Origin of the sequence: Herbaspirillum lusitanum P6-12 (genome assembly GCF_000256565.1) — a bacterium.
In the GTDB taxonomy this organism is placed as follows: domain Bacteria; phylum Pseudomonadota; class Gammaproteobacteria; order Burkholderiales; family Burkholderiaceae_D; genus Herbaspirillum; species Herbaspirillum lusitanum.
In genome coordinates, this window is sequence record NZ_AJHH01000452.1 from 1 (window position 1) to 26,505 (window position 26,505).

Annotated in this window: 24 protein-coding genes and 10 pseudogenes; 12 read left to right on the plus strand and 22 right to left on the minus strand. The window is 61.1% G+C overall.

All coding sequences use genetic code 11. The annotated features are described in order from the left end of the window. The 3 genes and pseudogenes from HLUSI_RS28765 to HLUSI_RS0114725 form a co-directional block, all read right to left on the minus strand. Positions 1 to 242, minus strand: a pseudogene (locus HLUSI_RS28765) (insulinase family protein); the annotation flags it as partial. A 54-nt stretch (positions 243 to 296) separates the two neighbouring features. Further along, on the minus strand, positions 297 to 974 hold the full coding sequence (locus tag HLUSI_RS0114720; protein ID WP_016834715.1) for a ParA family protein: 678 nt from the start codon (positions 972 to 974) through the stop codon (positions 297 to 299). Between the two features lie 85 nt (positions 975 to 1,059). Then, on the minus strand, positions 1,060 to 2,484 hold the full coding sequence (locus HLUSI_RS0114725; RefSeq protein WP_016834716.1) for a M16 family metallopeptidase: 1,425 nt from the start codon (positions 2,482 to 2,484) through the stop codon (positions 1,060 to 1,062). 174 nt (positions 2,485 to 2,658) lie between these two features. On the opposite strand from HLUSI_RS0114725, the gene ftsY reads away from it, so the two are divergent. The 9 genes and pseudogenes from ftsY to rpoH (HLUSI_RS0114770) all read left to right on the plus strand — a co-directional run bounded on the left by ftsY (position 2,659) and on the right by rpoH (HLUSI_RS0114770) (position 10,383). Beyond that, positions 2,659 to 3,705 carry a signal recognition particle-docking protein FtsY gene (gene ftsY, locus HLUSI_RS0114730; protein WP_016834717.1) on the plus strand — a complete coding sequence of 349 codons (1,047 nt, stop codon included), beginning with the start codon at positions 2,659 to 2,661 and terminating at the stop codon, positions 3,703 to 3,705. A 44-nt stretch (positions 3,706 to 3,749) separates the two neighbouring features. Continuing rightward, positions 3,750 to 4,442, plus strand: a complete 693-nt coding sequence (locus tag HLUSI_RS0114735) for a cell division ATP-binding protein FtsE (RefSeq protein ID WP_016834718.1) — start codon at positions 3,750 to 3,752, stop codon at positions 4,440 to 4,442. Beyond that, the gene (gene ftsX / locus HLUSI_RS0114740; RefSeq protein WP_016834719.1) at positions 4,439 to 5,362 is read left to right on the plus strand and encodes a permease-like cell division protein FtsX; all 924 of its coding nucleotides are present in this window, start codon (positions 4,439 to 4,441) and stop codon (positions 5,360 to 5,362) included. Before HLUSI_RS0114735 ends, ftsX begins: the two co-directional genes overlap by 4 nt. 314 nt (positions 5,363 to 5,676) lie before the next feature. Continuing rightward, entirely contained in the window at positions 5,677 to 6,567 is an 891-nt protein-coding gene (gene rpoH, locus HLUSI_RS0114745) for an RNA polymerase sigma factor RpoH (protein WP_029363548.1), read from the plus strand. Between the two features lie 16 nt (positions 6,568 to 6,583). Beyond that, a pseudogene (locus tag HLUSI_RS34165) lies at positions 6,584 to 6,805 on the plus strand (cell division ATP-binding protein FtsE); the annotation flags it as partial. A 5-nt stretch (positions 6,806 to 6,810) separates the two neighbouring features. Further along, positions 6,811 to 7,377, plus strand: a pseudogene (locus tag HLUSI_RS28770) (cell division protein FtsX); the annotation flags it as partial. 314 nt (positions 7,378 to 7,691) lie between these two features. Next, positions 7,692 to 8,582, plus strand: a complete 891-nt coding sequence (rpoH, locus tag HLUSI_RS0114760; protein ID WP_029363548.1) for an RNA polymerase sigma factor RpoH — start codon at positions 7,692 to 7,694, stop codon at positions 8,580 to 8,582. Positions 8,583 to 8,608: 26 nt separating this feature from the next. After that, positions 8,609 to 9,178: pseudogene (locus HLUSI_RS28775) on the plus strand (cell division protein FtsX); the annotation flags it as partial. A 314-nt stretch (positions 9,179 to 9,492) separates the two neighbouring features. Further along, positions 9,493 to 10,383 carry an RNA polymerase sigma factor RpoH gene (gene rpoH / locus HLUSI_RS0114770; protein ID WP_029363548.1) on the plus strand — a complete coding sequence of 297 codons (891 nt, stop codon included), beginning with the start codon at positions 9,493 to 9,495 and terminating at the stop codon, positions 10,381 to 10,383. Between the two features lie 77 nt (positions 10,384 to 10,460). On the opposite strand, the gene HLUSI_RS0114775 is transcribed toward rpoH (HLUSI_RS0114770), so the two are convergent. The 7 genes and pseudogenes from HLUSI_RS0114775 to HLUSI_RS28795 all read right to left on the minus strand — a co-directional run bounded on the left by HLUSI_RS0114775 (position 10,461) and on the right by HLUSI_RS28795 (position 15,160). Then, positions 10,461 to 11,057, minus strand: a complete 597-nt coding sequence (locus HLUSI_RS0114775) for an SCO family protein (protein ID WP_016834723.1) — start codon at positions 11,055 to 11,057, stop codon at positions 10,461 to 10,463. Next, positions 11,057 to 11,950: a heme o synthase gene (gene cyoE, locus HLUSI_RS0114780; RefSeq protein ID WP_016834724.1), complete on the minus strand. Its 894-nt coding sequence runs from the start codon at positions 11,948 to 11,950 to the stop codon at positions 11,057 to 11,059. The genes HLUSI_RS0114775 and cyoE overlap by 1 nt, the downstream gene beginning before the upstream one ends. Positions 11,951 to 11,954: 4 nt before the next feature. Beyond that, positions 11,955 to 13,053 (minus strand): annotated as a pseudogene (locus HLUSI_RS28780) (COX15/CtaA family protein). Positions 13,054 to 13,060: 7 nt separating this feature from the next. Next, positions 13,061 to 13,300 (minus strand): annotated as a pseudogene (locus tag HLUSI_RS34170) (cytochrome C oxidase subunit I); the annotation flags it as partial. After that, a pseudogene (locus HLUSI_RS28785) lies at positions 13,287 to 13,895 on the minus strand (COX15/CtaA family protein); the annotation flags it as partial. The pseudogenes HLUSI_RS28785 and HLUSI_RS34170, both read right to left, overlap by 14 nt. 7 nt (positions 13,896 to 13,902) lie before the next feature. Then, positions 13,903 to 14,371 (minus strand): annotated as a pseudogene (locus HLUSI_RS28790) (SCO family protein). A gap of 88 nt (positions 14,372 to 14,459) precedes the next feature. Beyond that, positions 14,460 to 15,160, minus strand: a pseudogene (locus HLUSI_RS28795) (SURF1 family protein). A gap of 69 nt (positions 15,161 to 15,229) precedes the next feature. On the opposite strand from HLUSI_RS28795, the gene HLUSI_RS0114810 reads away from it, so the two are divergent. Next, a complete protein-coding gene (locus HLUSI_RS0114810; protein WP_016834729.1) occupies positions 15,230 to 15,430 on the plus strand; it encodes a twin transmembrane helix small protein in 201 nt (66 codons plus the stop codon). A 133-nt stretch (positions 15,431 to 15,563) separates the two neighbouring features. Here HLUSI_RS0114810 and HLUSI_RS34965 read toward each other — a convergent pair whose 3' ends face one another. The 10 genes from HLUSI_RS34965 to HLUSI_RS0114855 all read right to left on the minus strand — a co-directional run bounded on the left by HLUSI_RS34965 (position 15,564) and on the right by HLUSI_RS0114855 (position 23,893). After that, positions 15,564 to 15,737, minus strand: coding sequence for a cytochrome c oxidase subunit 3 (locus HLUSI_RS34965; RefSeq protein ID WP_083830961.1), 174 nt, complete (start codon positions 15,735 to 15,737; stop codon positions 15,564 to 15,566). Then, positions 15,674 to 16,534, minus strand: a complete 861-nt coding sequence (locus HLUSI_RS0114815) for a cytochrome c oxidase subunit 3 (protein WP_029363549.1) — start codon at positions 16,532 to 16,534, stop codon at positions 15,674 to 15,676. The genes HLUSI_RS34965 and HLUSI_RS0114815 overlap by 64 nt, the downstream gene beginning before the upstream one ends. 107 nt (positions 16,535 to 16,641) lie before the next feature. Beyond that, complete coding sequence (locus tag HLUSI_RS0114820; protein ID WP_016834731.1) at positions 16,642 to 16,869, minus strand: DUF2970 domain-containing protein; 228 nt, start codon at positions 16,867 to 16,869, stop codon at positions 16,642 to 16,644. 62 nt (positions 16,870 to 16,931) lie between these two features. Continuing rightward, positions 16,932 to 17,501 (minus strand): cytochrome c oxidase assembly protein, encoded by a 570-nt coding sequence (locus HLUSI_RS0114825; protein ID WP_016834732.1) that lies wholly within the window; start codon positions 17,499 to 17,501, stop codon positions 16,932 to 16,934. After that, a complete protein-coding gene (locus tag HLUSI_RS34175; protein ID WP_016834733.1) occupies positions 17,501 to 17,608 on the minus strand; it encodes a cytochrome oxidase small assembly protein in 108 nt (35 codons plus the stop codon). Before HLUSI_RS34175 ends, HLUSI_RS0114825 begins: the two co-directional genes overlap by 1 nt. A 34-nt stretch (positions 17,609 to 17,642) precedes the next feature. Continuing rightward, entirely contained in the window at positions 17,643 to 19,262 is a 1,620-nt protein-coding gene (gene ctaD / locus HLUSI_RS0114835) for a cytochrome c oxidase subunit I (protein WP_016834734.1), read from the minus strand. Between the two features lie 18 nt (positions 19,263 to 19,280). Further along, the gene (locus HLUSI_RS31685; protein ID WP_016834735.1) at positions 19,281 to 20,993 is read right to left on the minus strand and encodes a cbb3-type cytochrome c oxidase subunit I; all 1,713 of its coding nucleotides are present in this window, start codon (positions 20,991 to 20,993) and stop codon (positions 19,281 to 19,283) included. Positions 20,994 to 21,054: 61 nt separating this feature from the next. After that, a complete protein-coding gene (gene coxB / locus HLUSI_RS0114845; protein ID WP_029363550.1) occupies positions 21,055 to 22,227 on the minus strand; it encodes a cytochrome c oxidase subunit II in 1,173 nt (390 codons plus the stop codon). A 42-nt stretch (positions 22,228 to 22,269) separates the two neighbouring features. Further along, positions 22,270 to 22,707 carry a DUF2244 domain-containing protein gene (locus tag HLUSI_RS0114850; RefSeq protein ID WP_321161098.1) on the minus strand — a complete coding sequence of 146 codons (438 nt, stop codon included), beginning with the start codon at positions 22,705 to 22,707 and terminating at the stop codon, positions 22,270 to 22,272. A 262-nt stretch (positions 22,708 to 22,969) separates the two neighbouring features. Then, positions 22,970 to 23,893 carry a methyltransferase domain-containing protein gene (locus tag HLUSI_RS0114855; RefSeq protein WP_016834738.1) on the minus strand — a complete coding sequence of 308 codons (924 nt, stop codon included), beginning with the start codon at positions 23,891 to 23,893 and terminating at the stop codon, positions 22,970 to 22,972. Positions 23,894 to 24,040: 147 nt separating this feature from the next. On the opposite strand from HLUSI_RS0114855, the gene HLUSI_RS0114860 reads away from it, so the two are divergent. Together HLUSI_RS0114860 and trmL are read left to right on the plus strand one after the other, a co-directional pair. Next, entirely contained in the window at positions 24,041 to 24,784 is a 744-nt protein-coding gene (locus HLUSI_RS0114860) for a double zinc ribbon domain-containing protein (RefSeq protein ID WP_016834739.1), read from the plus strand. 22 nt (positions 24,785 to 24,806) lie between these two features. After that, on the plus strand, positions 24,807 to 25,289 hold the full coding sequence (gene trmL, locus HLUSI_RS0114865) for a tRNA (uridine(34)/cytosine(34)/5-carboxymethylaminomethyluridine(34)-2'-O)-methyltransferase TrmL (RefSeq protein WP_016834740.1): 483 nt from the start codon (positions 24,807 to 24,809) through the stop codon (positions 25,287 to 25,289). A gap of 61 nt (positions 25,290 to 25,350) precedes the next feature. Here trmL and HLUSI_RS0114870 read toward each other — a convergent pair whose 3' ends face one another. Both HLUSI_RS0114870 and HLUSI_RS0114875 read right to left on the minus strand, forming a co-directional pair. Beyond that, positions 25,351 to 26,145 (minus strand): ABC transporter ATP-binding protein, encoded by a 795-nt coding sequence (locus HLUSI_RS0114870; RefSeq protein ID WP_016834741.1) that lies wholly within the window; start codon positions 26,143 to 26,145, stop codon positions 25,351 to 25,353. A gap of 1 nt (position 26,146) precedes the next feature. After that, positions 26,147 to 26,505, minus strand: a pseudogene (locus HLUSI_RS0114875) (ABC transporter permease); the annotation flags it as partial.

Sequence of the window (26,505 nt, forward strand, 5' to 3'; positions counted from 1 at the left end):
CTGGGGACGCCACGGGTGAGCTGAGCGTTGGTCAGCGAAGCCAGTCCGGATTTGCCGTCGGGATCGCGGCGCGCACCGGCGTCGAATTCCACGCTCAGATCGAGCATTGGAATCGCGTGGTTTTCCACGAACAGCACGCGCGCGCCGTTGGGCAGCGACCACGACTGGATCTGCAGGGCCGCTTGCGCCTGCACTGCAAAGCCGCCGAGAACAACAGCGCAAAACAACAAGTATTTTTTCATCTTGATACCGGACCAATCTACTTCAAAATAAACGGAAACGACCTGCACTCTTGCTCATCCATCCTGCCCGGCCGGAGCGGCCGCTGCCGCAACAGCAGCGGCGCCGGTCTTGCCATCCACCCATTCAATGATCGGCTGCCATTGCTCGATATCGCGCTGCAGGCGCGACGGCGCGATGTCCCACAGGGTCAGGCCGTGCGCCGCCAGTTGCACGTAGTTCTGCGTGTCGCGCAGATAACTCAGCACCGGCAGGTTGAGGCCTTCGATGAAGCGATGCAGCTGATCGGCCGAACGCGTGCGTGCGTCGACGCGCATGCCGACGATGCCGACGTCGATGTCGCCCTGGCGCACGGCTTTTTCGTCCGCCAGCCGACGCAGGAAATCCTGTGTCGCCAGGATGTCGAAAATCGACGGCTGCAAAGGCACGATCACCTTGTCCGCCATTTTGAGGACGTCGTTCAGGCGCCAACCATGCAAGCCTGCGGGCGTGTCCAGCACGACGTGCGTGGTGCCTTTGGGCGGCTTGGCGATGTAGTCTTCGCTGATCTCCCAGGTGGCGATCGGCGGCGCTGCCGGCGGCCGGATGTTGAGCCACGCACGCGCCGACTGTTGGCGATCGGTATCGCCCAGCAGCACGCCGTGACCGCGGCTGGCGAAGTAGCCGGCGAGGTTGGTCGAGAGAGTGCTTTTACCTACGCCGCCTTTGGGGTTCGCAACGACGATCACTGGCATGCTATTCCTCCGTAAGAGTGCAACTGAAGATCAATCGGCAGATCAGGGTGTTCGTGTATTGCAGCTTGCCCCGGCCAAACTGCGCTCAGCGCAGCGGACCTGGCGGCGGACCCGTCTTCTTGCCGGACAGAGGCAAGGGTTCCAGCGTCGCCACGGTCAGCTTGTCGTCGCTGAAATACTTCTGCGCCACTGCCTGCACCTGCTGCGGCGTGACCGATTTGAGGCGCTCGACGATGCGGTCGATGTTCTTGTGCGACAGGCCGGACATTTCCATCACGCCGATTTCCATGGCCTGGCCGAAAATGGAGTCGCGCTTATAGACCTGCGATGCAATCAATTGCGTTTTGACACGCTGCAATTCCGGCTCCGACACGCCGTCGCGAGCGATGCGTTCAACTTCGGCGCGCAGCAGGGTTTCCAGTTGCGCGGTGGTGGTGCCGGTGGCCGGACTGCCTTCCAGCGTGAACAGGGTCGGGCCGCGCGTGATGTCGTCGTAGCCCGCGCCGACACTGTTGGCGACCTTGTCGGTGCGCACCAGCTTGTCGTTCAGGCGCGCGTTGTCGTAGCCGTCGAGCACCGCCGACAGCACGTCGAGCGCATAGACGTCCTGGTCTTTCTCGACTTCGCGCAGCGTGGGCACCTTGAACGCCAGGATGACGTAGGGATTCTCCGCCGGCGCCTTGACGGTTACGCGGCGAAGGCCGTTCTGTTCGGGTTCGTTCTGCGGCTTGCCGCGCACGATGATTCTGGACGGAATCGGCCCGAAGTATTTCTCCGCCAGCGCCGCCACCTTTGACGCGCTGACGTCGCCGCTGACCACCAGCGTGGCGTTGTTGGGCGCGTACCAGCGGCGATACCAGTCTTCGATGTCGCGGATGGTCATGTGCTGCAGGTCGTCCATCCAGCCGACCACCGGATGATGATAGGGATGGGCCACGAAGGCGGCGGCGTGCAGCGCTTCGTTCATCAGGCCTTGCGGCTGGTCGTCGGTGCGCCAGCGGCGCTCTTCCATGACGACGCGGATTTCCTTGGCGAACTCGTTCTGGTCGAACTGCAGGTTGCGCATCCGGTCGGCTTCCAGCGCCATCACCGCTTCCAGGCGACCGTGCTCGACCTGCTGGAAGTAGGCGGTGTAGTCGCGGTTGGTGAAGGCGTTCTCGCGACCGCCGAGTTCGGCGACCAGGCGGCTGAATTCGCCGACCTTGTGCTTTCTGGTGCCCTTGAACATCATGTGTTCCAGCGCGTGGGCGATGCCGGTGGTGCCGTTGGTCTCGTCGATCGAGCCGACCTTGTACCAGACCATCTGGACCGCGGTAGGCGCGCGATGGTCTTCCTTGACGATGATTTTCATGCCGTTTTTAAGCGTGAATTCAGTAGCCTGCGCGGCTGCCGGCGTAGACGCCTGAGCCGTCGCCGGGCCGGAAGACTGGGCCCGGACCGCCAGGCCGTAGCCCGCCAGGGACGCAAACACCAAACCGGTCGACAGGATTGCTCTGATCTTCAAATTCATGCGCTGTGCTCTGATAGAATGCGGGGGCTGGCCAAGGACCGCCCGGACGGCAGTATCCGGGCATGAGGCTGGCCAATTGTACCTTGTTCATTGCGATTTCCCGCCTGGAAAACGGCCGGAAACGCCCTCCATCAGACACCGCAGCCACTTTCGACAGAGCCAGCCCAGCATCCGATGTTTAGTTTCTTCAAGAAAAAAACCCAGCCCGAACCCGCCGTTGCCAAAGAAGCAGCGCCTCCGGCCGCATCCATCCCGGCGCCGGCTGCAACGGTTCCGCCTACGCCCGAAGAGATCGTCGAAGCCGCACCACCATCGGCCGAGGCCAAGCGTTCCTGGCTGGCCCGCCTCAAGAGCGGCCTGTCCAAAACGTCCAGCAACCTGACCACGCTGTTCGTCGGCGCCAAGATCGGCGACGAGCTGTATGAAGAACTGGAATCGGCCCTGCTGGTCTCCGACGCCGGCGTCGAGGCCACCCAGTGGCTGCTGGACGAACTGAAGAAGAAGGTCAAGGCTGAACGCCTGACCGAAGCCGATCAGGTGCGCCAGGCTTTGCGCGCGCTGCTCATCGAGATGCTGCGCCCATTGCAGAAGCCGCTGGTGCTGGGTCGCCATCAACCGCTGGTGATGATGATCGCGGGCGTCAACGGCGCCGGCAAAACCACTACCATCGGCAAGCTGGCCAAGCATCTGCAGGCGCACGATCAATCAGTGCTGCTGGCTGCGGGCGACACCTTCCGCGCCGCCGCGCGCGAGCAGTTGACGATCTGGGGCGAGCGCAACAATATCACCGTGATTTCGCAGGAGTCGGGTGATCCGGCGGCGGTGGCCTACGACGCCGTGCATTCGGCTACGGCGCGCGGCACCAACGTCGTCATGGTCGACACCGCCGGCCGCCTGCCGACCCAGTTGCACCTGATGGACGAGCTCAAGAAGATCAAGCGCGTCATCGGCAAGGCCATGGATACGGCGCCGCATGAAGTACTGCTGGTCATCGACGGCAATACCGGCCAGAATGCGCTGGCGCAGGTCAAGGCATTCGACGACGCGCTCGGCCTCACCGGCCTGGTCGTGACCAAGCTGGACGGCACCGCCAAGGGCGGCATCCTGGCGGCCATCGCCAGAACGCGCCCGGTGCCGCTGTATTTCATCGGGGTGGGCGAGTCGATCGACGACCTGCAGGCATTCGACGCTGAAGAATTCGTAGACGCCTTGCTAAGCTAAGCAAAATTGAACCACGCCCAGGAAAAACAAATCCACCACCGACGATGATCGAATTCGCCAAGGTCTCCAAACAATATTCACGCGACGTCTTTGCGTTGCGCGACATCACGCTTTCGGTTCAGAAGGGCGAGCTGCTGTTCCTGGCCGGCCCGTCCGGCGCCGGCAAGTCGACCCTGCTCAAGATGATCGCGGCCATGGAGCGCCCCAGCGCCGGCACGCTCAGCGTCAACGGCCAGAGCATCAACACCATCAAGCCCTCGGGCATGCCTTACCTGCGCCGCAACCTCGGCCTGATTTTCCAGCAACAACGCCTGCTGCAGGATCGCAACATCCTGGCCAACGTGATGCTGCCGCTGATCGTTACCGGCGCGTCGCGTTCGGACGCTGAAAAGCGCGCCCGCGCTGCGCTGGACAAGGTCGACCTGCTCGACAAGGCGACTTCCGGCCCGCAGGAACTGTCCGGCGGCGAACAGCAGCGCGTGGCGATCGCGCGCGCCATCGTCAACCGCCCGCAGATCATCCTGGCCGACGAGCCGACCGCCAACCTCGACCGCGACAACGCCAACAAGGTGCTGGCTGCGCTCAAGTCCTTCCACGGCGTCGGCGTGACCTGCCTGATCTCGACCCATGACGAGCAATACCTGACCGGCGCGGATCGCATCATTTATCTCGACCGCGGCCGCATCGTCGACGGCTGGCACAACGGCGTCAGCAATCCGGTGGAGATTTCGCAATGAACTGGCTGCGCCAACATTTCTTCGCCTTCGCCGACGCCTTCCACCATCTGCTGCGTTCGCCCGGCAACTTCATCCTCAACGTGCTGGTGGTGTCGATCGCGCTGGCGCTGCCGTTCGCCGGCCTGACCGTGCTTGAAAACGTGCGTCCGGTCTCGGAACAACTCGCGGTCGAGCCCGAGATCAGCATCTTCCTGAAAATGGACGTCTCGCGCGAGAAGGCCATCGCGCTGGCCGGCAACATCCGTGCCGTGCTGGCCGACAATGGCAGCGCCGCACGCGTCAATTTCACCCCGCGCGAAAAGGCCTTTGACACGCTCAAGAGCAAGACCGGCCTCAATGACGTGCTGGCGACGCTGGGCGCCAATCCCTTGCCTGACAGCTATGTGCTTAAGATGTCCGGCTTCCAGGACGCCATGGACGCCACCCGTGTCGACGACATCGCGCAAAAGCTCAAGGCCATGCCAGGCGTCGACACGGTGCAGATCGATTCGGCCTGGGTCAAGCGGCTGGCTGCGCTGCTGCGCATCTTGCGGCTGGTGCTGCTGTTCCTGGGCATCACGCTGGGTGCGGTGGTGGTGGCCGTGGTGTTCAACACCATTCGCCTGCAGGTCATGACGCAATACGAGGAAATCGAAGTCTCGCGCCTGCTCGGCGCCACCAACGCCTTCATCCACCGGCCGTTTTATTACACCGGCGCCCTGCTCGGCGTGTGCGCGGGCGGAGTGGCGCTGGGCCTGGTGGTGCTAGCGCTGCAGCCGCTGAACCTGGCGATCACCGACTTCGCCCGTCTGTACGCCTCCGAATTCCGCCTGGCGCCACCCAGCCTCTCGGCCATCGGTTTCCTGCTCGGCGTCAGCGCCCTGCTCGGCCTGATCGGCGCCATGCTGTCAGTCAAACGGCACTTGTCGCGGCTGGCCTGAGCCCCACCCAATCTCCTCTTGAAATGGCAACAGCTCCTTTGATGGAATTGTTGCCATTTTTCAATGTTGCCCTGCAAAATTTGTTACAGCTTTATGCTTGAAACAAGCAACTTTGGCCCCCAGATTTCCTCTAATTCTTGCGATGAAATGCCAATTGGCAAAAAAACGGCCATAGAAATTAGCTATTTCTTTCTTCCAGATTCGTTATTAGCACTCTCAATTGAGGAGTGCTAAAATAGTTGATAGAAATAGTGCGGCTTTAAGGCAACTGCCAAATTTACGCATCGCTTCCTCACAGGAACCAAGGAGAATCAATGAAATCAGCTACTGCACTCATGCCCGTCGAGACCAATGCGCTTGCGCTCGGCTTCTCCGGCAGCCTGGGCAACATTGACGCCTACATTTCGGCCGTCAATCGCCTGCCGATGCTGACGCAAGCTGAAGAAGTGTCGCTGGCCCGCGCCCTGCGCGAAAAGAATGACCTTGGCGCCGCTCAAAAGCTGGTGCTTTCCCATCTGCGTCTGGTGGTGTCGATCGCCCGTGGCTATCTCGGCTACGGCCTGCCGCACGCCGACCTGATCCAGGAAGGCAATATCGGCCTGATGAAGGCGGTCAAGCGCTTCGACCCCGATCAAAACGTTCGTCTCGTTTCCTACGCGATGCACTGGATCAAGGCCGAAATGCACGAGTACATCCTGAAGAACTGGCGTCTGGTCAAGGTCGCGACGACCAAGGCCCAACGCAAGCTGTTCTTCAACCTGCGCAGCCACAAGACGGGCCTCGACGCCATGACGCCGGCGCAAGTCGACGCATTGGCCAAGACGCTGGATGTCAAGCGCGAAGAAGTCATTGAAATGGAAACCCGCTTGTCCGGTCGCGATGTTGCGCTGGAAGCGCCGACCGACGATGACGACGACAAGTTCGCTCCGATCGCTTACCTGTCTTCGGACAACAACGAACCGACCCGCGTGATGGAAGCCAAGCAATACGACCGGCTGCAATCGGAAGGCCTGGAAGCCGCGCTGAGCAAGCTCGACGACCGTTCGCGCCGCATCGTGGAAGCCCGCTGGCTGGCCAATGACGACGGTAGCGGTGCGACGTTGCACGAACTGGCTGACGAATTCGGCGTGTCCGCCGAGCGTATCCGTCAGATCGAAGCGGTGGCGTTGAAGAAGATGAAGGGTTCGCTGCAGGCTTTTGCCTGATACTGATCACCAGGCAAACCCGATCGCGCGCGCCATCGTCAACCGCCCGCAGATCATCCTGGCCGACGAGCCGACCGCCAACCTCGACCGCGACAACGCCAACAAGGTGCTGGCTGCGCTCAAGTCCTTCCACGGCGTCGGCGTGACCTGCCTGATCTCGACCCATGACGAGCAATACCTGACCGGCGCGGATCGCATCATTTATCTCGACCGCGGCCGCATCGTCGACGGCTGGCACAAGCGCTGGGCGCCAATCCCTTGCCTGACAGCTATGTGCTTAAGATGTCCGGCTTCCAGGACGCCATGGACGCCACCCGTGTCGACGACATCGCGCAAAAGCTCAAGGCCATGCCAGGCGTCGACACGGTGCAGATCGATTCGGCCTGGGTCAAGCGGCTGGCTGCGCTGCTGCGCATCTTGCGGCTGGTGCTGCTGTTCCTGGGCATCACGCTGGGTGCGGTGGTGGTGGCCGTGGTGTTCAACACCATTCGCCTGCAGGTCATGACGCAATACGAGGAAATCGAAGTCTCGCGCCTGCTCGGCGCCACCAACGCCTTCATCCACCGGCCGTTTTATTACACCGGCGCCCTGCTCGGCGTGTGCGCGGGCGGAGTGGCGCTGGGCCTGGTGGTGCTAGCGCTGCAGCCGCTGAACCTGGCGATCACCGACTTCGCCCGTCTGTACGCCTCCGAATTCCGCCTGGCGCCACCCAGCCTCTCGGCCATCGGTTTCCTGCTCGGCGTCAGCGCCCTGCTCGGCCTGATCGGCGCCATGCTGTCAGTCAAACGGCACTTGTCGCGGCTGGCCTGAGCCCCACCCAATCTCCTCTTGAAATGGCAACAGCTCCTTTGATGGAATTGTTGCCATTTTTCAATGTTGCCCTGCAAAATTTGTTACAGCTTTATGCTTGAAACAAGCAACTTTGGCCCCCAGATTTCCTCTAATTCTTGCGATGAAATGCCAATTGGCAAAAAAACGGCCATAGAAATTAGCTATTTCTTTCTTCCAGATTCGTTATTAGCACTCTCAATTGAGGAGTGCTAAAATAGTTGATAGAAATAGTGCGGCTTTAAGGCAACTGCCAAATTTACGCATCGCTTCCTCACAGGAACCAAGGAGAATCAATGAAATCAGCTACTGCACTCATGCCCGTCGAGACCAATGCGCTTGCGCTCGGCTTCTCCGGCAGCCTGGGCAACATTGACGCCTACATTTCGGCCGTCAATCGCCTGCCGATGCTGACGCAAGCTGAAGAAGTGTCGCTGGCCCGCGCCCTGCGCGAAAAGAATGACCTTGGCGCCGCTCAAAAGCTGGTGCTTTCCCATCTGCGTCTGGTGGTGTCGATCGCCCGTGGCTATCTCGGCTACGGCCTGCCGCACGCCGACCTGATCCAGGAAGGCAATATCGGCCTGATGAAGGCGGTCAAGCGCTTCGACCCCGATCAAAACGTTCGTCTCGTTTCCTACGCGATGCACTGGATCAAGGCCGAAATGCACGAGTACATCCTGAAGAACTGGCGTCTGGTCAAGGTCGCGACGACCAAGGCCCAACGCAAGCTGTTCTTCAACCTGCGCAGCCACAAGACGGGCCTCGACGCCATGACGCCGGCGCAAGTCGACGCATTGGCCAAGACGCTGGATGTCAAGCGCGAAGAAGTCATTGAAATGGAAACCCGCTTGTCCGGTCGCGATGTTGCGCTGGAAGCGCCGACCGACGATGACGACGACAAGTTCGCTCCGATCGCTTACCTGTCTTCGGACAACAACGAACCGACCCGCGTGATGGAAGCCAAGCAATACGACCGGCTGCAATCGGAAGGCCTGGAAGCCGCGCTGAGCAAGCTCGACGACCGTTCGCGCCGCATCGTGGAAGCCCGCTGGCTGGCCAATGACGACGGTAGCGGTGCGACGTTGCACGAACTGGCTGACGAATTCGGCGTGTCCGCCGAGCGTATCCGTCAGATCGAAGCGGTGGCGTTGAAGAAGATGAAGGGTTCGCTGCAGGCTTTTGCCTGATACTGATCACCAGGCAAACCCGGGCGACGCTGGGCGCCAATCCCTTGCCTGACAGCTATGTGCTTAAGATGTCCGGCTTCCAGGACGCCATGGACGCCACCCGTGTCGACGACATCGCGCAAAAGCTCAAGGCCATGCCAGGCGTCGACACGGTGCAGATCGATTCGGCCTGGGTCAAGCGGCTGGCTGCGCTGCTGCGCATCTTGCGGCTGGTGCTGCTGTTCCTGGGCATCACGCTGGGTGCGGTGGTGGTGGCCGTGGTGTTCAACACCATTCGCCTGCAGGTCATGACGCAATACGAGGAAATCGAAGTCTCGCGCCTGCTCGGCGCCACCAACGCCTTCATCCACCGGCCGTTTTATTACACCGGCGCCCTGCTCGGCGTGTGCGCGGGCGGAGTGGCGCTGGGCCTGGTGGTGCTAGCGCTGCAGCCGCTGAACCTGGCGATCACCGACTTCGCCCGTCTGTACGCCTCCGAATTCCGCCTGGCGCCACCCAGCCTCTCGGCCATCGGTTTCCTGCTCGGCGTCAGCGCCCTGCTCGGCCTGATCGGCGCCATGCTGTCAGTCAAACGGCACTTGTCGCGGCTGGCCTGAGCCCCACCCAATCTCCTCTTGAAATGGCAACAGCTCCTTTGATGGAATTGTTGCCATTTTTCAATGTTGCCCTGCAAAATTTGTTACAGCTTTATGCTTGAAACAAGCAACTTTGGCCCCCAGATTTCCTCTAATTCTTGCGATGAAATGCCAATTGGCAAAAAAACGGCCATAGAAATTAGCTATTTCTTTCTTCCAGATTCGTTATTAGCACTCTCAATTGAGGAGTGCTAAAATAGTTGATAGAAATAGTGCGGCTTTAAGGCAACTGCCAAATTTACGCATCGCTTCCTCACAGGAACCAAGGAGAATCAATGAAATCAGCTACTGCACTCATGCCCGTCGAGACCAATGCGCTTGCGCTCGGCTTCTCCGGCAGCCTGGGCAACATTGACGCCTACATTTCGGCCGTCAATCGCCTGCCGATGCTGACGCAAGCTGAAGAAGTGTCGCTGGCCCGCGCCCTGCGCGAAAAGAATGACCTTGGCGCCGCTCAAAAGCTGGTGCTTTCCCATCTGCGTCTGGTGGTGTCGATCGCCCGTGGCTATCTCGGCTACGGCCTGCCGCACGCCGACCTGATCCAGGAAGGCAATATCGGCCTGATGAAGGCGGTCAAGCGCTTCGACCCCGATCAAAACGTTCGTCTCGTTTCCTACGCGATGCACTGGATCAAGGCCGAAATGCACGAGTACATCCTGAAGAACTGGCGTCTGGTCAAGGTCGCGACGACCAAGGCCCAACGCAAGCTGTTCTTCAACCTGCGCAGCCACAAGACGGGCCTCGACGCCATGACGCCGGCGCAAGTCGACGCATTGGCCAAGACGCTGGATGTCAAGCGCGAAGAAGTCATTGAAATGGAAACCCGCTTGTCCGGTCGCGATGTTGCGCTGGAAGCGCCGACCGACGATGACGACGACAAGTTCGCTCCGATCGCTTACCTGTCTTCGGACAACAACGAACCGACCCGCGTGATGGAAGCCAAGCAATACGACCGGCTGCAATCGGAAGGCCTGGAAGCCGCGCTGAGCAAGCTCGACGACCGTTCGCGCCGCATCGTGGAAGCCCGCTGGCTGGCCAATGACGACGGTAGCGGTGCGACGTTGCACGAACTGGCTGACGAATTCGGCGTGTCCGCCGAGCGTATCCGTCAGATCGAAGCGGTGGCGTTGAAGAAGATGAAGGGTTCGCTGCAGGCTTTTGCCTGATACTGATCACCAGGCAAACCCGCAGCAATGAAAAAGGCGCTCGATTGAGCGCCTTTTCTTTTGTCCGCAGAGTCCGTTCAGGACAGCAGCAATTTCAGGTCATGCACGATGGGCTCGGCACCCTGGCCGTGCCGCACGAACAGGCGGATATGTCCCTGCGGATCGAACACGTAGCTGCCGGCGGTGTGGTCCATCGTGTAGCTGCCCGCCGTCTTGCCCGGCACCTTCTGGTAGAACACCTTGAATTCCTTGGCCACCTTGGCGGTGGCGGCCTCGTCGCCGTACAGGCCGAGGAAGCGCTTGTCGAAGGCCGGCACATACTGCGACAGGATCTGCGGCGTATCGCGCGCCGGATCGACGGTCACGAACAGCACCTGCACCTTGTCGGCTTGCGGGCCGAGTTCCTTCATCACGTTCGCCATCTCGGCCATGGTGGTCGGGCAGACGTCCGGGCATTGCGTATAGCCGAAGAACATCACCACCGCCTTGCCCTTGAAATCGGCCAGCGTACGCGGCTTGCCGTTGTGGTCGGTGAGCGCGAAGTCCTTGGCGTATTCCAGGCCGGTGACGTCGGTGTTGACGAATTTTTCGGCAGCGCTTTGCTGGCAGCCAGCCAGCGACAGCATGCCGAGGGCCAGCAGCGCGGCCGGCAGGAAAGACAGCAAACGTTTCATCAGAAAGTCCTGAACAGCAGGTAATGGTCGACCAGCAGCGCGGCGAACAGGATCGACAGGTAGATGATCGAGAATGTGAAAGCCTTGCGCGCAATCAGATCGGTGTAGTGGCGGTAGATCTGCCAGGCGTAATGGAAGAAAATCAATCCCAGCACAATCGCCGTACCCAGGTAGATCAAGCCGCTCATGCCGACCGCGAACGGCAGCATGGTGGTGGCGATCAGCGCGATGGTATAGAGCAGGATATGGAATTGCGTCAGCTTCATGCCGTGCGTGATGGGCAGCATCGGCAGGCCGGATTTGGCGTAGTCGTCGCGGCGGTACATCGCCAGCGCCCAGAAGTGCGGCGGCGTCCAGATGAAGATGATCAGCACCAGGATCCATGCCTGCATCGGCACGTCGTTGGCAATCGCGGCCCAGCCCAGCGCCGGCGGCATGGCGCCCGACAGGCCGCCGATGACGATGTTCTGCGGCGTCGACGGCTTGAGGATGATGGTGTAGATGATGGCGTAGCCGACAAAGGTCGCCAGCGTCAGCCACATGGTGAGCGGATTGACCAGGCTGTACAGGACCCACATGCCCATGCCGCCGATCACGCCGGAAAACACCAGCGTCTGCGCCACGGTGATTTCGCCGCGCGCCATCGGACGGCGTGCGGTGCGCGCCATGCGCGAATCGATCTCGCGTTCCACCAGGCAATTGATGGCGAAAGCGGCGCCGGCCAACAGCCAGATACCGATGGTGGCGAACACGACCTTGCGCCAGTCGGGCAATTCCGGCGTCGCCAGGAACATGCCGATGACGGCGCAGAATACCGCCAGCTGCGTCACGCGCGGCTTGGTCAAGGCCCAGTACTGGGCGATGCGATTGGGTTGTGCGGTCAATGTGGTCATGTCTTCAAAACGGTGCGGGAACGACGCGTACGGCCTCGACGGCGGGGGCATGTCTGGTCTTGTAGTTTAACATGACCAGCAAAAGCAGCAGCAGCGCCGCACCGCCGTTGTGCACGACGGCAATGGCCAGTGGCCAGTTCAGGTAAATCGTCGCCAATCCAGTGACCAGCTGCAACGCGATCACGATCAGCAGCCCGCGTCCGGTCTTGCGCAAGCCGCCGTCGCTGAGTGCCTTGTGCGCCAGCCAGGCGATGTAGGCGACCACCACGAAGGCGAACGTGCGATGCACCCAATGGATCGCGGTCAGCGCCGGAAACGGCAAGTATTCGCCGTCGGCAGTCTTGCCCAGGTGGCGCCACAGCGTGAAGCCGTTGTCGAAATCCATCTGCGGAATCAGCGCGCCGTGGCACAGCGGGAAATCGTTGCACGCCAGCGCCGCATAGTTGGTGCTGACCCAGCCGCCCAGCGCAACCTGCACCGTCAGCAGCAACAGGCCGAGCAGCGCCGGCAACGCGGCCGGGCGACGACACCGGCGCATGCACATTCTGGCGCGCGCCCAGCCAGGTCAGCATGGCCAGCAGCGTCAGGCCGAGCAGCAAATGTATCGTGACGATCACTGGCTGCAGCTTCATCGTCACGGTCCAGGCGCCGAACGCGCCCTGCAGGCAGACGAACAGGAACAGCAGCGTCGGAAACCAAGGCCGGAACTTGAGCTCGGTCCGCCCCGACTTGATCCAGCGCCGCCATGCAATCACCATCAGCGTGATGATCAGCACGCCGACCGCCATCGCCAGGTAGCGATGGATCATTTCTATCCAGGCCTTGGCAACCGTCACCGGCCCGGTCGGCATGGCTTCCTGTGCGGCGCTGATATGTTCATGCGCCAGCAGCGGATTGGAATGGCCATAGCAACCCGGCCAGTCGGGACAGCCCAGGCCGGAATCGGTCAGCCGCGTGAAGGCGCCGAACATGATCAGGTCGAAGGTCAGGAACAGCGTGATCCAGACCAGCTTGCGGTATTTGTCGGCATCGTTGGACACCCAGGTCAGCGTCAGCGGAATCAGCGCGACCAGCAGGCCCATGACGGCAAGTTGAATCAGCATGGCAACCTTATCCTATGCTCGATGCGCGCAGCAGTTTGCTGATGTCCTTCTTGACCTTGTTGGGGTCGGCGTCCTTGGGGAAGCGCATCATCAGATTGCCGCGCGGGTCGATCATGTAGAGATGGTCTTCCACGCTGGTGCCGGCGTCGGTCGGCAGCCAGGCCTTGAGCAGTTTCGGATCCACGCGCAGCATGTCGGTGCCGTCGTATTCGCGCATGAGCATGGTGTCGAGCGGCTGGGCGTCGGTGGGGACGGCCGGGCGACGACACCGGCGCATGCACATTCTGGCGCGCGCCCAGCCAGGTCAGCATGGCCAGCAGCGTCAGGCCGAGCAGCAAATGTATCGTGACGATCACTGGCTGCAGCTTCATCGTCACGGTCCAGGCGCCGAACGCGCCCTGCAGGCAGACGAACAGGAACAGCAGCGTCGGAAACCAAGGCCGGAACTTGAGCTCGGTCCGCCCCGACTTGATCCAGCGCCGCCATGCAATCACCATCAGCGTGATGATCAGCACGCCGACCGCCATCGCCAGGTAGCGATGGATCATTTCTATCCAGGCCTTGGCAACCGTCACCGGCCCGGTCGGCATGGCTTCCTGTGCGGCGCTGATATGTTCATGCGCCAGCAGCGGATTGGAATGGCCATAGCAACCCGGCCAGTCGGGACAGCCCAGGCCGGAATCGGTCAGCCGCGTGAAGGCGCCGAACATGATCAGGTCGAAGGTCAGGAACAGCGTGATCCAGACCAGCTTGCGGTATTTGTCGGCATCGTTGGACACCCAGGTCAGCGTCAGCGGAATCAGCGCGACCAGCAGGCCCATGACGGCAAGTTGAATCAGCATGGCAACCTTATCCTATGCTCGATGCGCGCAGCAGTTTGCTGATGTCCTTCTTGACCTTGTTGGGGTCGGCGTCCTTGGGGAAGCGCATCATCAGATTGCCGCGCGGGTCGATCATGTAGAGATGGTCTTCCACGCTGGTGCCGGCGTCGGTCGGCAGCCAGGCCTTGAGCAGTTTCGGATCCACGCGCAGCATGTCGGTGCCGTCGTATTCGCTCGATGCGCTCCATTTCCTTGCCCTGCATCAGGCGCAGCTGGCGCATGGCAAACAAGCGGGTCTTGCAGGCGTTGTCGCATTCGCCGCCTGACACCTGCAACAGGACCCACTTGCCCTTGTAGTCTTCCAGCCTGGCCGGCTTGCCGTCGAGTGCGGTGCTGCCCAGCGGCGGGATCGGATATTCGCGCGGGTCGAGCAGCGTGCCGTAATTGGTGCGGCTCTCCGGCTTGATTACGTAATAGGTCAAATACGATGCGATCATCGGCGCGGCGCACACCGCCACCACCAGCAGCAGCTTCCAGCGGCCGCTCTTGCGTTGTTGATCCTGCGGTTGATCCCGCGATAGATCCTTACTCTGCTCTTTGTTTTTTTCCACTTCGGAATCCTGTGACAACGAAAAAAATCACGGCCATCAAGGCCAGTGCATACCATTGCACGGCGTAGCCGCGATGACGGTCTATTCCCAGCGACGGCGCCGGCCAATCGCGCACCAAGCCATCCTTGATCTCGCCCGACTGTTCCACCACGAACGGCGCCAGCGGCAATTGGCTGGCGCGCGCGTAGGCGGCGATGTCGAGGTTCTGCATGATCGCACCGGGACGCGGCGCCTCGGCCGCGCCGAGCTGCAGCAAGTGGCCGGCGTCGCTGCGGATCACGCCTTCAATTTCAACTTCATCCGCCGGTGTCGGCACCGTCCCGCCCAGCCGCGTTCGATCAGGATTGCCGACTCTGCGGAGCCGGCTATTTTAAACGGCATCAGCACATAGAATCCGGGCACGCCATTGTAGGGGCGATTTTCCAGGTAAGTTACCCACGCGGGCACGAAGCGGCCGCGCAGTTTGACGTGGCGGAATTCGGCCTCGGCGACGTCGATCCCGGCGGCGTTTTCCAGCGTCATGGCCGGGGCCGACTGGCGCGCCGCCATCTTCGCCTGGATCGCCTGCTTCTCGTCGCCGCGCCTGGTCTGCCACTGGCCCAGCGACACGCCGATGGCCGCCACGATCAGGGTGGCCAACAGCGGAATCCATCGAATACGGAATCTGATTGGCATTACAATGTCTCTTTATTCAACCCGCTCCGCACGCTGCGGCGCCTTCCTCTTTACTCTCCTGCAACCGCCATGAAAATCATCGTCGCCATCGCTTTCGTGCTCATCATCGGCAGCCTTGCATCGGCCCTGCTGTTCATGATGCGCGACAAGGGCAAGAGCAATCGCACGGTGTACGCGCTGACGATGCGCGTGGGATTTTCGGTGCTGCTGTTCATCCTGCTGCTGATCGCTTATCGCCTGGGCTGGATACAGCCGACCGGCATTCGCTGACTGCTGTCGCCGCTGCCACCAATACTGCCACTACTGCCCGAGCCGCCACAGCTTACACGATGCCGCGCGCGCTTTCCTGATTTTTCGACGAATGTTTGGCCCGTAAAAAAATTGTTGGCCGAGCGGGTAGTCGTTACAGCCAGTAGACGACGACGTACAGACCCAGCCAGACCACGTCCACAAAGTGCCAGTACCAGGCGGCGCCTTCGAAACCCCATTTTTTGTTGGCCGAGCGGGTAGTCGTTACAGCCAGTAGACGACGACGTACAGACCCAGCCAGACCACGTCCACAAAGTGCCAGTACCAGGCGGCGCCTTCGAAGGCGAAGTGGTGTTCCGGCGTGAAGTGGCCGCGCAGCACGCGGTACAGCACCACCGACAACATGATCGCGCCCATGGTCACGTGGAAGCCATGGAAGCCGGTCAGCATGAAGAAGGTCGAACCGTAGATGCCGGAGGTGAGCTTGAGGTTCAGCTCGCTGTAGGCATGCATGTATTCGTAAGCCTGGAAGCCCATGAAAATCGCACCCAGCAGCACGGTGGCGAACAGCCAGATCGCGGTTTGCGCACGATGGCCGGCGCGCAGCGCATGGTGCGAAATCGTCAGCGTCACGCCGGAAGTCAGCAACAATGCGGTGTTGATGGTCGGGATCGGGAACGGGCCCATGGTCTGGAACGATTCGATCGTGCGGGCCGGACCGATGTTGCCCCAGTGCGCAGCGAAGTCGGGCCAGATCACCTTGTGATCCAGATCGGCCAGCCACGGCATGGTGATGCTGCGGGCATAGAACAACGCACCGAAGAACGCCGCGAAGAACATCACTTCGGAGAAGATGAACCAGCCCATGCTCCAGCGGAACGAGGCATCGATGCGCGCGCTGTACTGACCGGATTCGGACTCGCCGATGGCCTGGCCGAACCATTTGTACAGCACCACCAGCACGGCGACAATGCCGATCAGGTTGAGCGGCATGCCCCAGGAATAGCTGTTGACCCATGCCGATGCGCCGGCCATGGTGGCCAGCATTGCAATACCCGCCAGCACCGGCCACTGCGAGGGACCAGGTACAAAATAGTACGGCGCTTTAGCGTGTTGAGAACTCATCTCCATCTCCCAATACAAAATTCGGATCTTTTATAAATGACTGCTTCTGACCTGCACTGCCACATCCGTTATGAGCTGCCATGACTTGCTGCCCGACTGCGGCTGCTTCACGAAGAAACCGCCGAGCCCACTACCATTTTCACGATCAATACCAATACCGTCACAAAAATCGCCGCGCCGATGACGCCGGCGATGATGACGTGCAGCGGGTTCAGCTTGGCTGCGTCACTTTCGTAATCGCTGCGCTTGCGCACACCGAAGAACGACCAGAACACCGCCTTCATCGTTGCCGCAAATGACGCCTTGCGCTGTGATGCATCCTTCAAGTCGCTCATGTGCTGCTTCCTTCCTGTTGCCTACGACTTCAGCTTACGTTATCAACCTTTTCGGCCTTGATTCAGCTGGCCTTTTTGGCCTGCCCACCGATCTCGAAGAACGTATAAGACAGCGTGATCGTCGTTACATCCTTGGGCAGCGCCGGATCGATGTAGAACACCACCGGCATTTGCTTGGCCTGGTTCGGACCCAGCGTCTGCTGCGTGAAACAGAAACATTCCACCTTCTTGAAGAAGGCTGCCGACTGTTGCGGCGCGTAACTCGGGATGGCCTGGGCGTCGACGCTGCGCGCCTGGGTATTGACCACCTCGTACACCACCTGTGTCATCTCGCCCGGATGGACCTTCATGCTGGCCACGGTCGGACGGAAACGCCACGGTCCCTGCGAATTGCCGTCGAACTCGATCGTCACGGTGCGGCTCTTGTCGATCTGGCTGTTGCTCGGCGCTTCGACCGTCACATCCTTGGGCGTCAGGAAATTGACGCCGGTCACTTCGCAAATCTTTTTATACACCGGGATCAGCGCATAGCCGAAACCGAACATCAACACCGCAATCACCAGCAGCTTGCCGAGCATCCGGCGGTTCAGGCTGCGCTCCGGCGAGGCGTCGTTCTTGTCGGAATCGCTCATCAGCGGAACCAGATGCGGTTGATGAAGATGCCGGCAAAGAACACAAACGCCACCAGCGCCAGCAACAAACCCGTGCGCAGATTATTCGGCTTTTTACGATCTGTCATACAAAGTGGGCGGGACCAGCCCGCCGCTCCTTTTTTACTTAACTGTCGGTGGCGTTTCGAATGTATGGAACGGCGCCGGGCTCGGCACGGTCCACTCCAACCCTTCGGCGCCTTCCCATGGCTTGGCTTCGGCTTTGACGCCGCCCTTGATCGACGGGATCACCACGAAGAACAGGAAGTACACTTGCGACAAGCCGAAACCGAGCGCGCCGATCGAGGCCACCATGTTGAAGTCGGTGAACTGTGCCGGATAGTCGGCGTAGCGACGCGGCATGCCGGCCAGACCCAGGAAGTGCATCGGGAAGAAGGTCACGTTGAAGGTGATCAGCGAAGCCCAGAAGTGGAACTTGCCGCGCCATTCGTTGTACATGAAGCCTGTCCACTTCGGACCCCAGTAGTAGTAACCGGCGAAGAGCGCAAACAGGGAGCCGGCCACCAGCACGTAGTGGAAGTGGGCCACCACGTAGTAGGTATCCTGCATCTGGATGTCGATGGGGGTGACGGCCAGGATCAGGCCGGTAAAGCCGCCCATGGTGAAGACGAAGATGAAGCCCACCGAGAACAGCATCGGCGTCTCGAAGGTCATGGAGCCGCGCCACATGGTGGCGATCCAGTTGAAGATCTTCACGCCGGTCGGCACCGCAATCAACATGGTGGCGTACATGAAGAACAGCTGCGCGGTCACCGGCATGCCGGTGGTGAACATGTGGTGCGCCCAGACGATGAAGGACAGGATCGCAATCGAGGCGGTGGCGTACACCATCGAGGCATAGCCGAACAGCGGCTTGCGCGCGAAGGCCGGGATGATCTGCGAGACGATGCCGAAGGCCGGCAGGATCATGATGTAGACCTCGGGGTGGCCGAAGAACCAGAAGATGTGCTGGTACATCACCGGGTCCCCGCCGCCGGCAGCGTTGAAGAAGGAGGTGCCGAAGTGGCGGTCGGTCAGCGTCATGGTGATGGCGCCGGCCAGCACCGGCATCACGGCGATGAGCAGATAGGCGGTGATGAGCCAGGTCCAGCAGAACATGGGCATCTTCATCAGCGTCATGCCAGGGGCGCGCATGTTCAAGATGGTGACGATGATGTTGATCGAGCCCATGATGGACGACGCGCCCATGATGTGCATGGCGAAGATGCCCATGTCCATGCCCGGTCCCATCTGGGTGGACAGCGGTGCATACAGCGTCCAGCCGGCGGCTGTGGCGCCGCCCGGCACCAGGAAGGAGCCGGCCAGCAGCAACGCGGCCGGTGGCAGCAGCCAGAACGAGAAGTTGTTCATGCGCGCAAAGGCCATGTCGGAGGCGCCGATCTGCAGCGGGATCATCCAGTTGGCGAAGCCCACGAAGGCCGGCATGATCGCGCCGAACACCATCACCAGGCCGTGCATGGTGGTCAACTGGTTGAAGAATTCGGGGCGGAAGAACTGCAGGCCCGGCTGGAACAGCTCGGCCCGGATCAACAGCGCCAGCACGCCACCCGAGAGCAGCATGGTGAACGAGAACCACAGGTAGAGCGTGCCGATGTCCTTGTGGTTGGTGGCGAAGAGCCAGCGGCGCCAGCCATGCGGATGATCGTGCGCGTGGTCGTCATGTGCATGCCCATGCCCGTGATCGTGCGAATGATCGGGGGCGTGATCGACAGTGGTAGTCATGTCCGGTTCTCCAAACGATTACTTGCGGGCGGCCAGCACTTCGGCGGGCTGCACGATGTTTTCCTGGGCCTTGTTGGACCAGCTGTTGCGCGTGTAGGTGATCACGGCGGCGATCTCGGTGTCGTTCAACACACCCTTCCAGGGCGGCATGGCGTTCTTGCCGTTGAGCACAAGGTGGATCTGGCCATCCTTGGGACCGTTGACCACGGGGCTGCCGTCCAGCGCCGGGAATGCCCCCGGCACACCCTTGCCGTTGGCCTGGTGGCAGGTCACGCAATTGGCCGCATAGACCTTCTCGCCGCGTTGCTTCAACTCGTCCACGGTCCAGGTCTTGTTGGGATCATCAGCCTTGGCGGCCATTTCCTTTTTCTTGCCATCGACCCACTGCTTGTAATCGTCTTCGCTGACCACGTTGACCACGATGGGCATGAAGGCGTGATCCTTGCCGCACAGTTCAACGCATTGACCGCGGTAGGTGCCGATCTTTTCAGCCTTGAACCAGGTGTCGCGCACGAAACCGGGGATCGCATCCTGCTTCACGCCGAACGCCGGAATGGTCCACGAGTGGATCACGTCGTTGGCGGTGGTGATGATGCGGACTTTCTTGTTGACCGGCACGACGACGGGGTTGTCGACTTCGAGCAGGTAATTGTCGTTTTTCTTCAGCGAAGCATCGGTGATCTGTTCACGCGGCGTGGCCAGGTTGGACAGGAAGGAAATGCCTTCGCCTTCGCCCTTGAGGTAGTCGTAGCCCCACTTCCATTGCATGCCGGTGGTGAACATGTGGTGGGCCCAGACGATGAACGACAGGATCGCGATCGATGCGGTCGCGTAGACCATCGATGCATAACCGAACAATTGCTTGCGGGCGAAGGCCGGGATGATCTGCGACACGATGCCGAAGGCCGGCAGAATCATGATGTAGACCTCGGGATGGCCGAAGAACCAGAAGATGTGCTGATACATCACCGGATCGCCGCCGCCGGCTGCGTTGAAGAAGGAAGTGCCGAAGTGGCGGTCGGTCAGCGTCATGGTGATCGCGCCTGCCAGCACCGGCATCACGGCGATCAGCAGGTAGGCGGTGATCAGCCAGGTCCAGCAGAACATCGGCATCTTCATCAGCGTCATGCCGGGAGCGCGCATGTTGAGGATGGTGACGATGATGTTGATCGAACCCATGATCGACGAGGCGCCCATGATGTGCATCGCGAAGATGCCCATGTCCATGCCCGGGCCCATTTGCGTCGACAGCGGCGCATACAAGGTCCAGCCGGCGGCAGTCGCGCCGCCCGGCACCAGGAAGGAACTGGCCAGCAGCAGCGCCGCAGGCGGCAACAGCCAGAACGAGAAGTTGTTCATGCGGGCGAACGCCATGTCGGAGGCGCCGATCTGCAGCGGAATCATCCAGTTGGCGAAGCCGACGAAGGCCGGCATGATCGCGCCGAACACCATCACCAGGCCGTGCATCGTGGTCAGCTGGTTGAAGAATTCGGGACGGAAGAATTGCAGGCCGGGCTGGAACAGTTCGGCGCGGATCAGCAGTGCCAGCACGCCGCCGGACAGCAGCATGGTGAACGAGAACCACAGGTACAGCGTACCGATGTCCTTGTGGTTGGTTGCAAAGATCCAGCGGCGCCAGCCGTGCGGATGATCGTGATCATCATGGCTGTGTGCGCCGTGATCATGTGCATGCGAATGATCGTGGCCGTGATCGACTACTGTTGTGCTCATTTCAGTCTCCCAATTCGATACATGTGCGCCTTCCCGGCGCGCAGGTTCTCACTTAGTTCAGTTACTTGCGCGCAGCCAGGACCTCGGCCGGTTGGACGATGTTTTCTTGTGCTTTGTTGGACCAGCTGTTGCGTGTATAGGTGATCACGGCAGCAATTTCGGTGTCGTTCAATACCGATTTCCATGCCGGCATGGCGTTCTTGCCGTTCAGCACGACCGCGATCTGCGCAGCCTTCGGTCCGTTCACGACCGGGTCGCCGTCCAGCGCAGGGAATGCGCCCGGCACGCCCTTGCCGTTGGCCTGGTGGCAGACCACGCAATTGGCGGTGTAGACTTTTTCGCCGCGTTGCTTGAGTTCGTCGATGGTCCAGACCTTGCTCGGATCATCGGCCTTGGCGGCCATTTCCTTCTTCTTGCCGTCGACCCAGGTTTTGTAGTCGGCGTCGCTGACGACGTTGACCACGATAGGCATGAAGGCGTGGTCCTTGCCGCACAACTCAACGCACTGACCGCGGTAGGTGCCGATCTTTTCAGCCTTGAACCAGGTGTCGCGCACGAAACCGGGAATCGCATCCTGCTTCACGCCGAAGGCCGGAATGGTCCACGAGTGGATCACGTCGTTGGCGGTGGTGATGATGCGGACTTTCTTGTTGACCGGCACGACGACAGGGTTGTCGACCTCGATCAGGTAGTTGTCGTTTTTCTTCAGCGAAGCGTCGGTGATCTGTTCACGCGGCGTAGCCAGGTTGGACAGGAAGGAAATGCCTTCGCCTTCGCCCTTGAGGTAGTCGTAGCCCCACTTCCACTGCATGCCGGTGGCCTTGATGGTCAAATCGGCGTTGGAGGTGTCTTTCATCGCGACCACGGTCTTGGTGGCGGGCAGCGCCATGCCGATCACGATCAGGAACGGAACCACGGTCCAGGCGATTTCAACGGTGGTGCTTTCGTGGAAACTGGCCGACTTGTGGCCAAGGGACTTGCGGTGCTTGAGGATGGAGTAAAACATGACGCCGAACACGGCGACGAAAATGACCAGACAGATAATCAGCATCAGATGATGCAAATCGTAGATCTGCTCCGCGATCTGCGTGACCGGCGGTTGGAAATTGGTCTGCAACACGGCCGGACCACCCTGGCTGTCGACGACTTTATCACCCCACGCCCATGACGGCACGGAAGCCGCCAGGAGCGATGCACCAAGTAGCAAAGAGTGAAGGCGCTTCGCAATTATCATGATTTCCTCAAAAGCCCAAAATAATTATAAGAATTGTGCCGACTACCTGACGTTACTGCTTGCTGATAACTCGCGTTCCAGCTCCAGTGCGAATTCGCGTCTCTTCCATTCCGTCAGGTGCCGACCTACATCGACTCGTATTCCAGAGGACTCCAGCCTCACCAGTTTCCCAGCTGAGTGAGACCCTGCCGGCCCAATATGCACATGCTGCAGATCGAGCCTGTAACGACTCGTTTTTCCTGCCTGTACGCATTCGACCAGCAAACAATCTTCGACCAGCGCGATATATTCGCGATCAGTCGCATGACGTGCATAAATCAGAAAAGCAAAACCGACTGCGGACAACTCAAGTACGGAAAAAACCAATATGTACCAGGCTCCACGCAAAGTGAAAACCAACGCTGCTGTCAGTGAAACCGCGCAGAGGATCGCGAAAACCTGCCCCAATTGGCGCGGCGCAATCGAACAGTTGCGCTTCAACAGCCACTCCCGCTTTACCATCGGACATTCTCCAGGCCGTTGGGCCGAGCACGTCCGCACAAGCTAAAACCCTCGGAGTATAAGGGGTAACAGTAAATGTTATCAAGCGGAATAAAGTCGCTTTTTCGCTCTTGACACAATGCCTTTTCAGGCCCTGAAACAATCAATTCCGCGTCCCGAAATCCACCTTCGGCGCGCCCTGCAATGACTCGGCAGTTCGACTTCACGGCATTCATCGGCGGCTCCTTCGGCGGCGGCCCGGCTACTTTCTGGGCAAATCGAAGCGGATGATGGCTTCGCCGCTGGCCGTGGTCTTGGGCACGGGCCGGAAGGCATGGCCGTAAATCACCTCGAAGCTCAGCGGTATCTTGCCGTCGGCGCCGCGCTGCCGGTCAAGCGCCTGCAGCGTGAAGCCGCGCAGGCGCTCGCGCCGCCGGCTTTCCAGCGGATTGCCGCCCCAGGCGCGCAAATCGGCCAGCAGGCGTTGCGGAGAGTCATACGTGACCGTAATGGCCTCCATATCCATGACCGGCGTCGAAAAGCCCGCATTGACCAGCATGTCGCCGAAATCGTGCATGTCCACGAAGGGCAAGCTGTGCGGATCGGCATCGACGGCCTCGAAGGCGGTGCGCAGTTCCTTGAAGGTATCCGGCCCGAAGCACGAAAACATCAGCAAACCCTCGACCCGCAAGACCCGGCGCCATTCGGCGAAGACCCGGTCCGGCTGCGGATGCCAGTGCAACGCCAGGTTGGACCAGACCATGTCGAGCGCGTTGGGCGCAAACGGCAGCTGCGCGAAATCGGCACAGGCGAGGCTGGCGCCGCCGCCCGGATTGGCCGCGGGCAGCCATTTGTTGAGCAGGCGATTGACGGCGGACTGCGCGGCAAGCTGGTGCTCGCGCGCCAGGGCCACCATGTTGAAGGCGCCGTCGAGACCGACGACCTGGGCGTCCGAAAAGCGCTTTTGCAGCGCGGCGATGTCGGCGCCCTCGCCGCAGCCTGCATCCAGCACGCGCTGCGGCTCGATCTTGATCAGCAGCAGGCGCTCGAGCATGCGCGCCGATACCTCGCGGCGCAGGAAATCGGATTCCGCCACGCGCGCCGGTGTCGAGAACAGGCGGCGCACCAGGGGCAAATCGATGGGCGCGCTCAATTTGGCGCTGGCGTTGGGCGGTGGCAAAGACATGAAAAATTCGGACGGACAAGATGAGATAATCGGCGCTAGTTTAGTCCAATTCCTCTTTTCGGGTGCGCCGCCGCCGCGACGCGGCCCCAAATCCGGACCGGTTCCTCGCACGTACGCACATACGCACACTCACGCAATCCACAACCCATGCTCTCGCGCCTGCTGACGATTTCCCGCCGCCTGCTTCCCTTCGGACGCCTGCTGCCGTCGTCTTGCGTGCTGTGCGGGCAGACCGACCGTGAAGCGCTGTGCCAGTCGTGCCGGACGCGCTATTTTTCGATCCGGCCGCGGCGCTGCGTGCAGTGCGCGATACCGATCCCGACCACCGCCAGGGAAATCCGCTGCGGCGACTGCCTCAGGCACAAGCCCGCCTTCGACGCCACCGTGGTCGCCGGCGACTATGCCGCACCGGCCGACCAGCTGGTGCTGGCGCTGAAATTCGGCGCCACGCTGCCGCTGGCGCCGCTGCTGGCCGACATGCTGCGCGAGGCGCTGGGTCATTACACTGAACGCGGCCTGCCGCTGCCGACCTTGATGACGGCCGTGCCGCTAGGCCCGGGACGCCTGCAGGAGCGCGGCTTCAACCAGTCGCTGGAAATCGCGCGGCCGCTGGCGCACGCACTGGATGTCCGCCTGGAGCCGCAATTGCTGGTGCGCCTGCGCGACACCCAGGCGCAGGCGACGCTGCCCAACGACGAGCGCAAACGCAACATGCGGCGCGCCTTCGTGGTGCCTACCACCGCCATGAATCACGTGCGCGGCGCGCACATCGGCGTGGTCGACGACGTCATCACCACCGGCGAGACGCTCAATGAAATTGCCGAAACCCTCAAGCGCTTCGGTGCGCGGCGCGTGACCAATATCGTGTTCGCCCGTACCGTGGCGAAGTAGTCACCTCATCAAGGAGAGTTATTTGTTCCACGTCGTCCTGGTAGAACCGGAAATCCCGCCCAACACCGGCAACATCATCCGCCTGTGCGCCAATACCGGCGCGCAATTGCATCTGATCGAACCACTCGGCTTCCCGCTCGACGACGCCAAGATGCGACGCGCCGGGCTGGATTACCACGACTACGCCAGCATGCAGGTGCATCCGGACTGGGATGCCTTCATCGAGAAACGCAAATCCGATCCGGACTTCGACTCTGCGCGCATGTTTGCGCTCACCACGCATGGGTCGACGCCGTTTGCGAGCGTGGCCTTCCGTCCCGGCGACGTGTTCGTGTTCGGCTCCGAAACCCGCGGCCTGGCCCCGGAGCGGCGCGAATCCTTCCCGGCCACCCAGCGCATCCGCTTGCCGATGCGGCCCGACAACCGCAGCCTCAACCTGTCCAACACGGTGGCCGTGGTGGTCTATGAGGCGTGGCGGCAGAACGGCTTTGCCGGCGGCGCATAGAATGTGAGCGCCAATGGAAAAGGCCGCAATCGCGGCCTTTTCCATTGTGCAGAGACTAAGCTCAGCCGAGCAGCAATGCGTCGTCGGACAAGACTTCACCGCGCGTACGCTCGAACATCTTCAGCAAGTCCGGCACGTCCAGGCCGGCGCGTTCTTCACCCGACACATCCAGCACCACCTGCCCCTGGTGCAGCATCACGGTGCGGTCGCCGTAGTCGAGCGCCTGGCGCATGCTGTGGGTCACCATCATGGTGGTCAGCTTGCTTTCGGTGACGATCTTGGCGGTCAGCTCCAGCACAAACGCGGCGGTCTTCGGATCGAGCGCGGCGGTGTGCTCATCCAGCAGCAGGATGCGCGACGGCTGCAACGACGCCATCAACAGGCTGACGGCCTGGCGCTGGCCGCCGGACAAGAGGCCGATGCGGTCGGTCAGGCGTTTTTCCAGACCGAGGTTCAGGATCGACAGTTTTTCGCGGAACAGCTCGCGCATGTTGCGCTTGATGGCGAAACCGAAGCCGCGGCGCTTGCCGCGCGCCATCGCCAGCGCCATGTTTTCTTCGATGGTCAGCGCCTCGCAGGTGCCGGCCATCGGATCCTGGAACACGCGCGCCACCATGCCGGCGCGATCCCAGGCTTGCTTTCTGGTGACGTCGACGCCGTCGATTTCAACGCTGCCGGTATCCACCAGCAAGTCGCCCGAAATCGCATTGAGGAAAGTCGACTTGCCGGCGCCGTTGGAACCGATCACGGCGACGAACTGGCCGGTCGGGATTTCCAGGTTGAGGCCGCGCAGGGCGGGGTTTTCAATCGGAGTGCCCGGATTGAAGGTGATCTTGAGTTCTTTGGCCTTCAACATGTCAGGCTCCCTTGCGCAGCAGTTTCAGCTTGCGCTTGCCCATCGGCAGCACCAGCGCCAGCATGACCAGCACGGCGGTGACCAGGTTCAGGTCTTGCGCTTGCAGGCCGATGAAATCGCTGTTCAACGCCAGCGCGATGAAGAAACGATACAGGATCGCGCCGAGGATCACGGCCAGCGTGGTCAGCACCAGGCGTCGCGCCGGCAGGATGTTCTCGCCGATGATGACGGCCGCCAGGCCGATCACGATGGTGCCGATGCCCATGGAAATGTCGGCGCCGCCCTGGGTCTGCGCAAACAGCGCGCCACCCAATGCGACCAATGCGTTGGCCAGCGCCATGCCGGCCAGCGTGGCGCGGC

Excerpts from the sequence above, each read along its gene's own strand:
- HLUSI_RS0114735 (WP_016834718.1), top strand. The coding sequence starts at position 3,750 with ATGATCGAATTCGCCAAGGTCTCCAAACAATATTCACGCGACGTCTTT.
- ftsX (WP_016834719.1), top strand. The coding sequence starts at position 4,439 with ATGAACTGGCTGCGCCAACATTTCTTCGCCTTCGCCGACGCCTTCCAC.
- HLUSI_RS0114810 (WP_016834729.1), top strand. The coding sequence starts at position 15,230 with ATGAAAATCATCGTCGCCATCGCTTTCGTGCTCATCATCGGCAGCCTT.
- HLUSI_RS0114775 (WP_016834723.1), bottom strand. The coding sequence starts at position 11,057 with ATGAAACGTTTGCTGTCTTTCCTGCCGGCCGCGCTGCTGGCCCTCGGC.
- coxB (WP_029363550.1), bottom strand. The coding sequence starts at position 22,227 with ATGATAATTGCGAAGCGCCTTCACTCTTTGCTACTTGGTGCATCGCTC.
- rpoH (WP_029363548.1), top strand. The coding sequence starts at position 9,493 with ATGAAATCAGCTACTGCACTCATGCCCGTCGAGACCAATGCGCTTGCG.
- HLUSI_RS0114815 (WP_029363549.1), bottom strand. The coding sequence starts at position 16,534 with ATGAGTTCTCAACACGCTAAAGCGCCGTACTATTTTGTACCTGGTCCC.
- cyoE (WP_016834724.1), bottom strand. The coding sequence starts at position 11,950 with ATGACCACATTGACCGCACAACCCAATCGCATCGCCCAGTACTGGGCC.
- HLUSI_RS31685 (WP_016834735.1), bottom strand. The coding sequence starts at position 20,993 with ATGAGCACAACAGTAGTCGATCACGGCCACGATCATTCGCATGCACAT.
- rpoH (WP_029363548.1), top strand. The coding sequence starts at position 7,692 with ATGAAATCAGCTACTGCACTCATGCCCGTCGAGACCAATGCGCTTGCG.
- HLUSI_RS0114825 (WP_016834732.1), bottom strand. The coding sequence starts at position 17,501 with ATGAGCGATTCCGACAAGAACGACGCCTCGCCGGAGCGCAGCCTGAAC.
- ftsY (WP_016834717.1), top strand. The coding sequence starts at position 2,659 with ATGTTTAGTTTCTTCAAGAAAAAAACCCAGCCCGAACCCGCCGTTGCC.
- HLUSI_RS0114820 (WP_016834731.1), bottom strand. The coding sequence starts at position 16,869 with ATGAGCGACTTGAAGGATGCATCACAGCGCAAGGCGTCATTTGCGGCA.
- HLUSI_RS0114725 (WP_016834716.1), bottom strand. The coding sequence starts at position 2,484 with ATGAATTTGAAGATCAGAGCAATCCTGTCGACCGGTTTGGTGTTTGCG.
- HLUSI_RS0114860 (WP_016834739.1), top strand. The coding sequence starts at position 24,041 with ATGCTCTCGCGCCTGCTGACGATTTCCCGCCGCCTGCTTCCCTTCGGA.
- HLUSI_RS34175 (WP_016834733.1), bottom strand. The coding sequence starts at position 17,608 with ATGACAGATCGTAAAAAGCCGAATAATCTGCGCACGGGTTTGTTGCTG.
- HLUSI_RS0114870 (WP_016834741.1), bottom strand. The coding sequence starts at position 26,145 with ATGTTGAAGGCCAAAGAACTCAAGATCACCTTCAATCCGGGCACTCCG.
- HLUSI_RS0114855 (WP_016834738.1), bottom strand. The coding sequence starts at position 23,893 with ATGTCTTTGCCACCGCCCAACGCCAGCGCCAAATTGAGCGCGCCCATC.
- ctaD (WP_016834734.1), bottom strand. The coding sequence starts at position 19,262 with ATGACTACCACTGTCGATCACGCCCCCGATCATTCGCACGATCACGGG.
- HLUSI_RS0114720 (WP_016834715.1), bottom strand. The coding sequence starts at position 974 with ATGCCAGTGATCGTCGTTGCGAACCCCAAAGGCGGCGTAGGTAAAAGC.
- rpoH (WP_029363548.1), top strand. The coding sequence starts at position 5,677 with ATGAAATCAGCTACTGCACTCATGCCCGTCGAGACCAATGCGCTTGCG.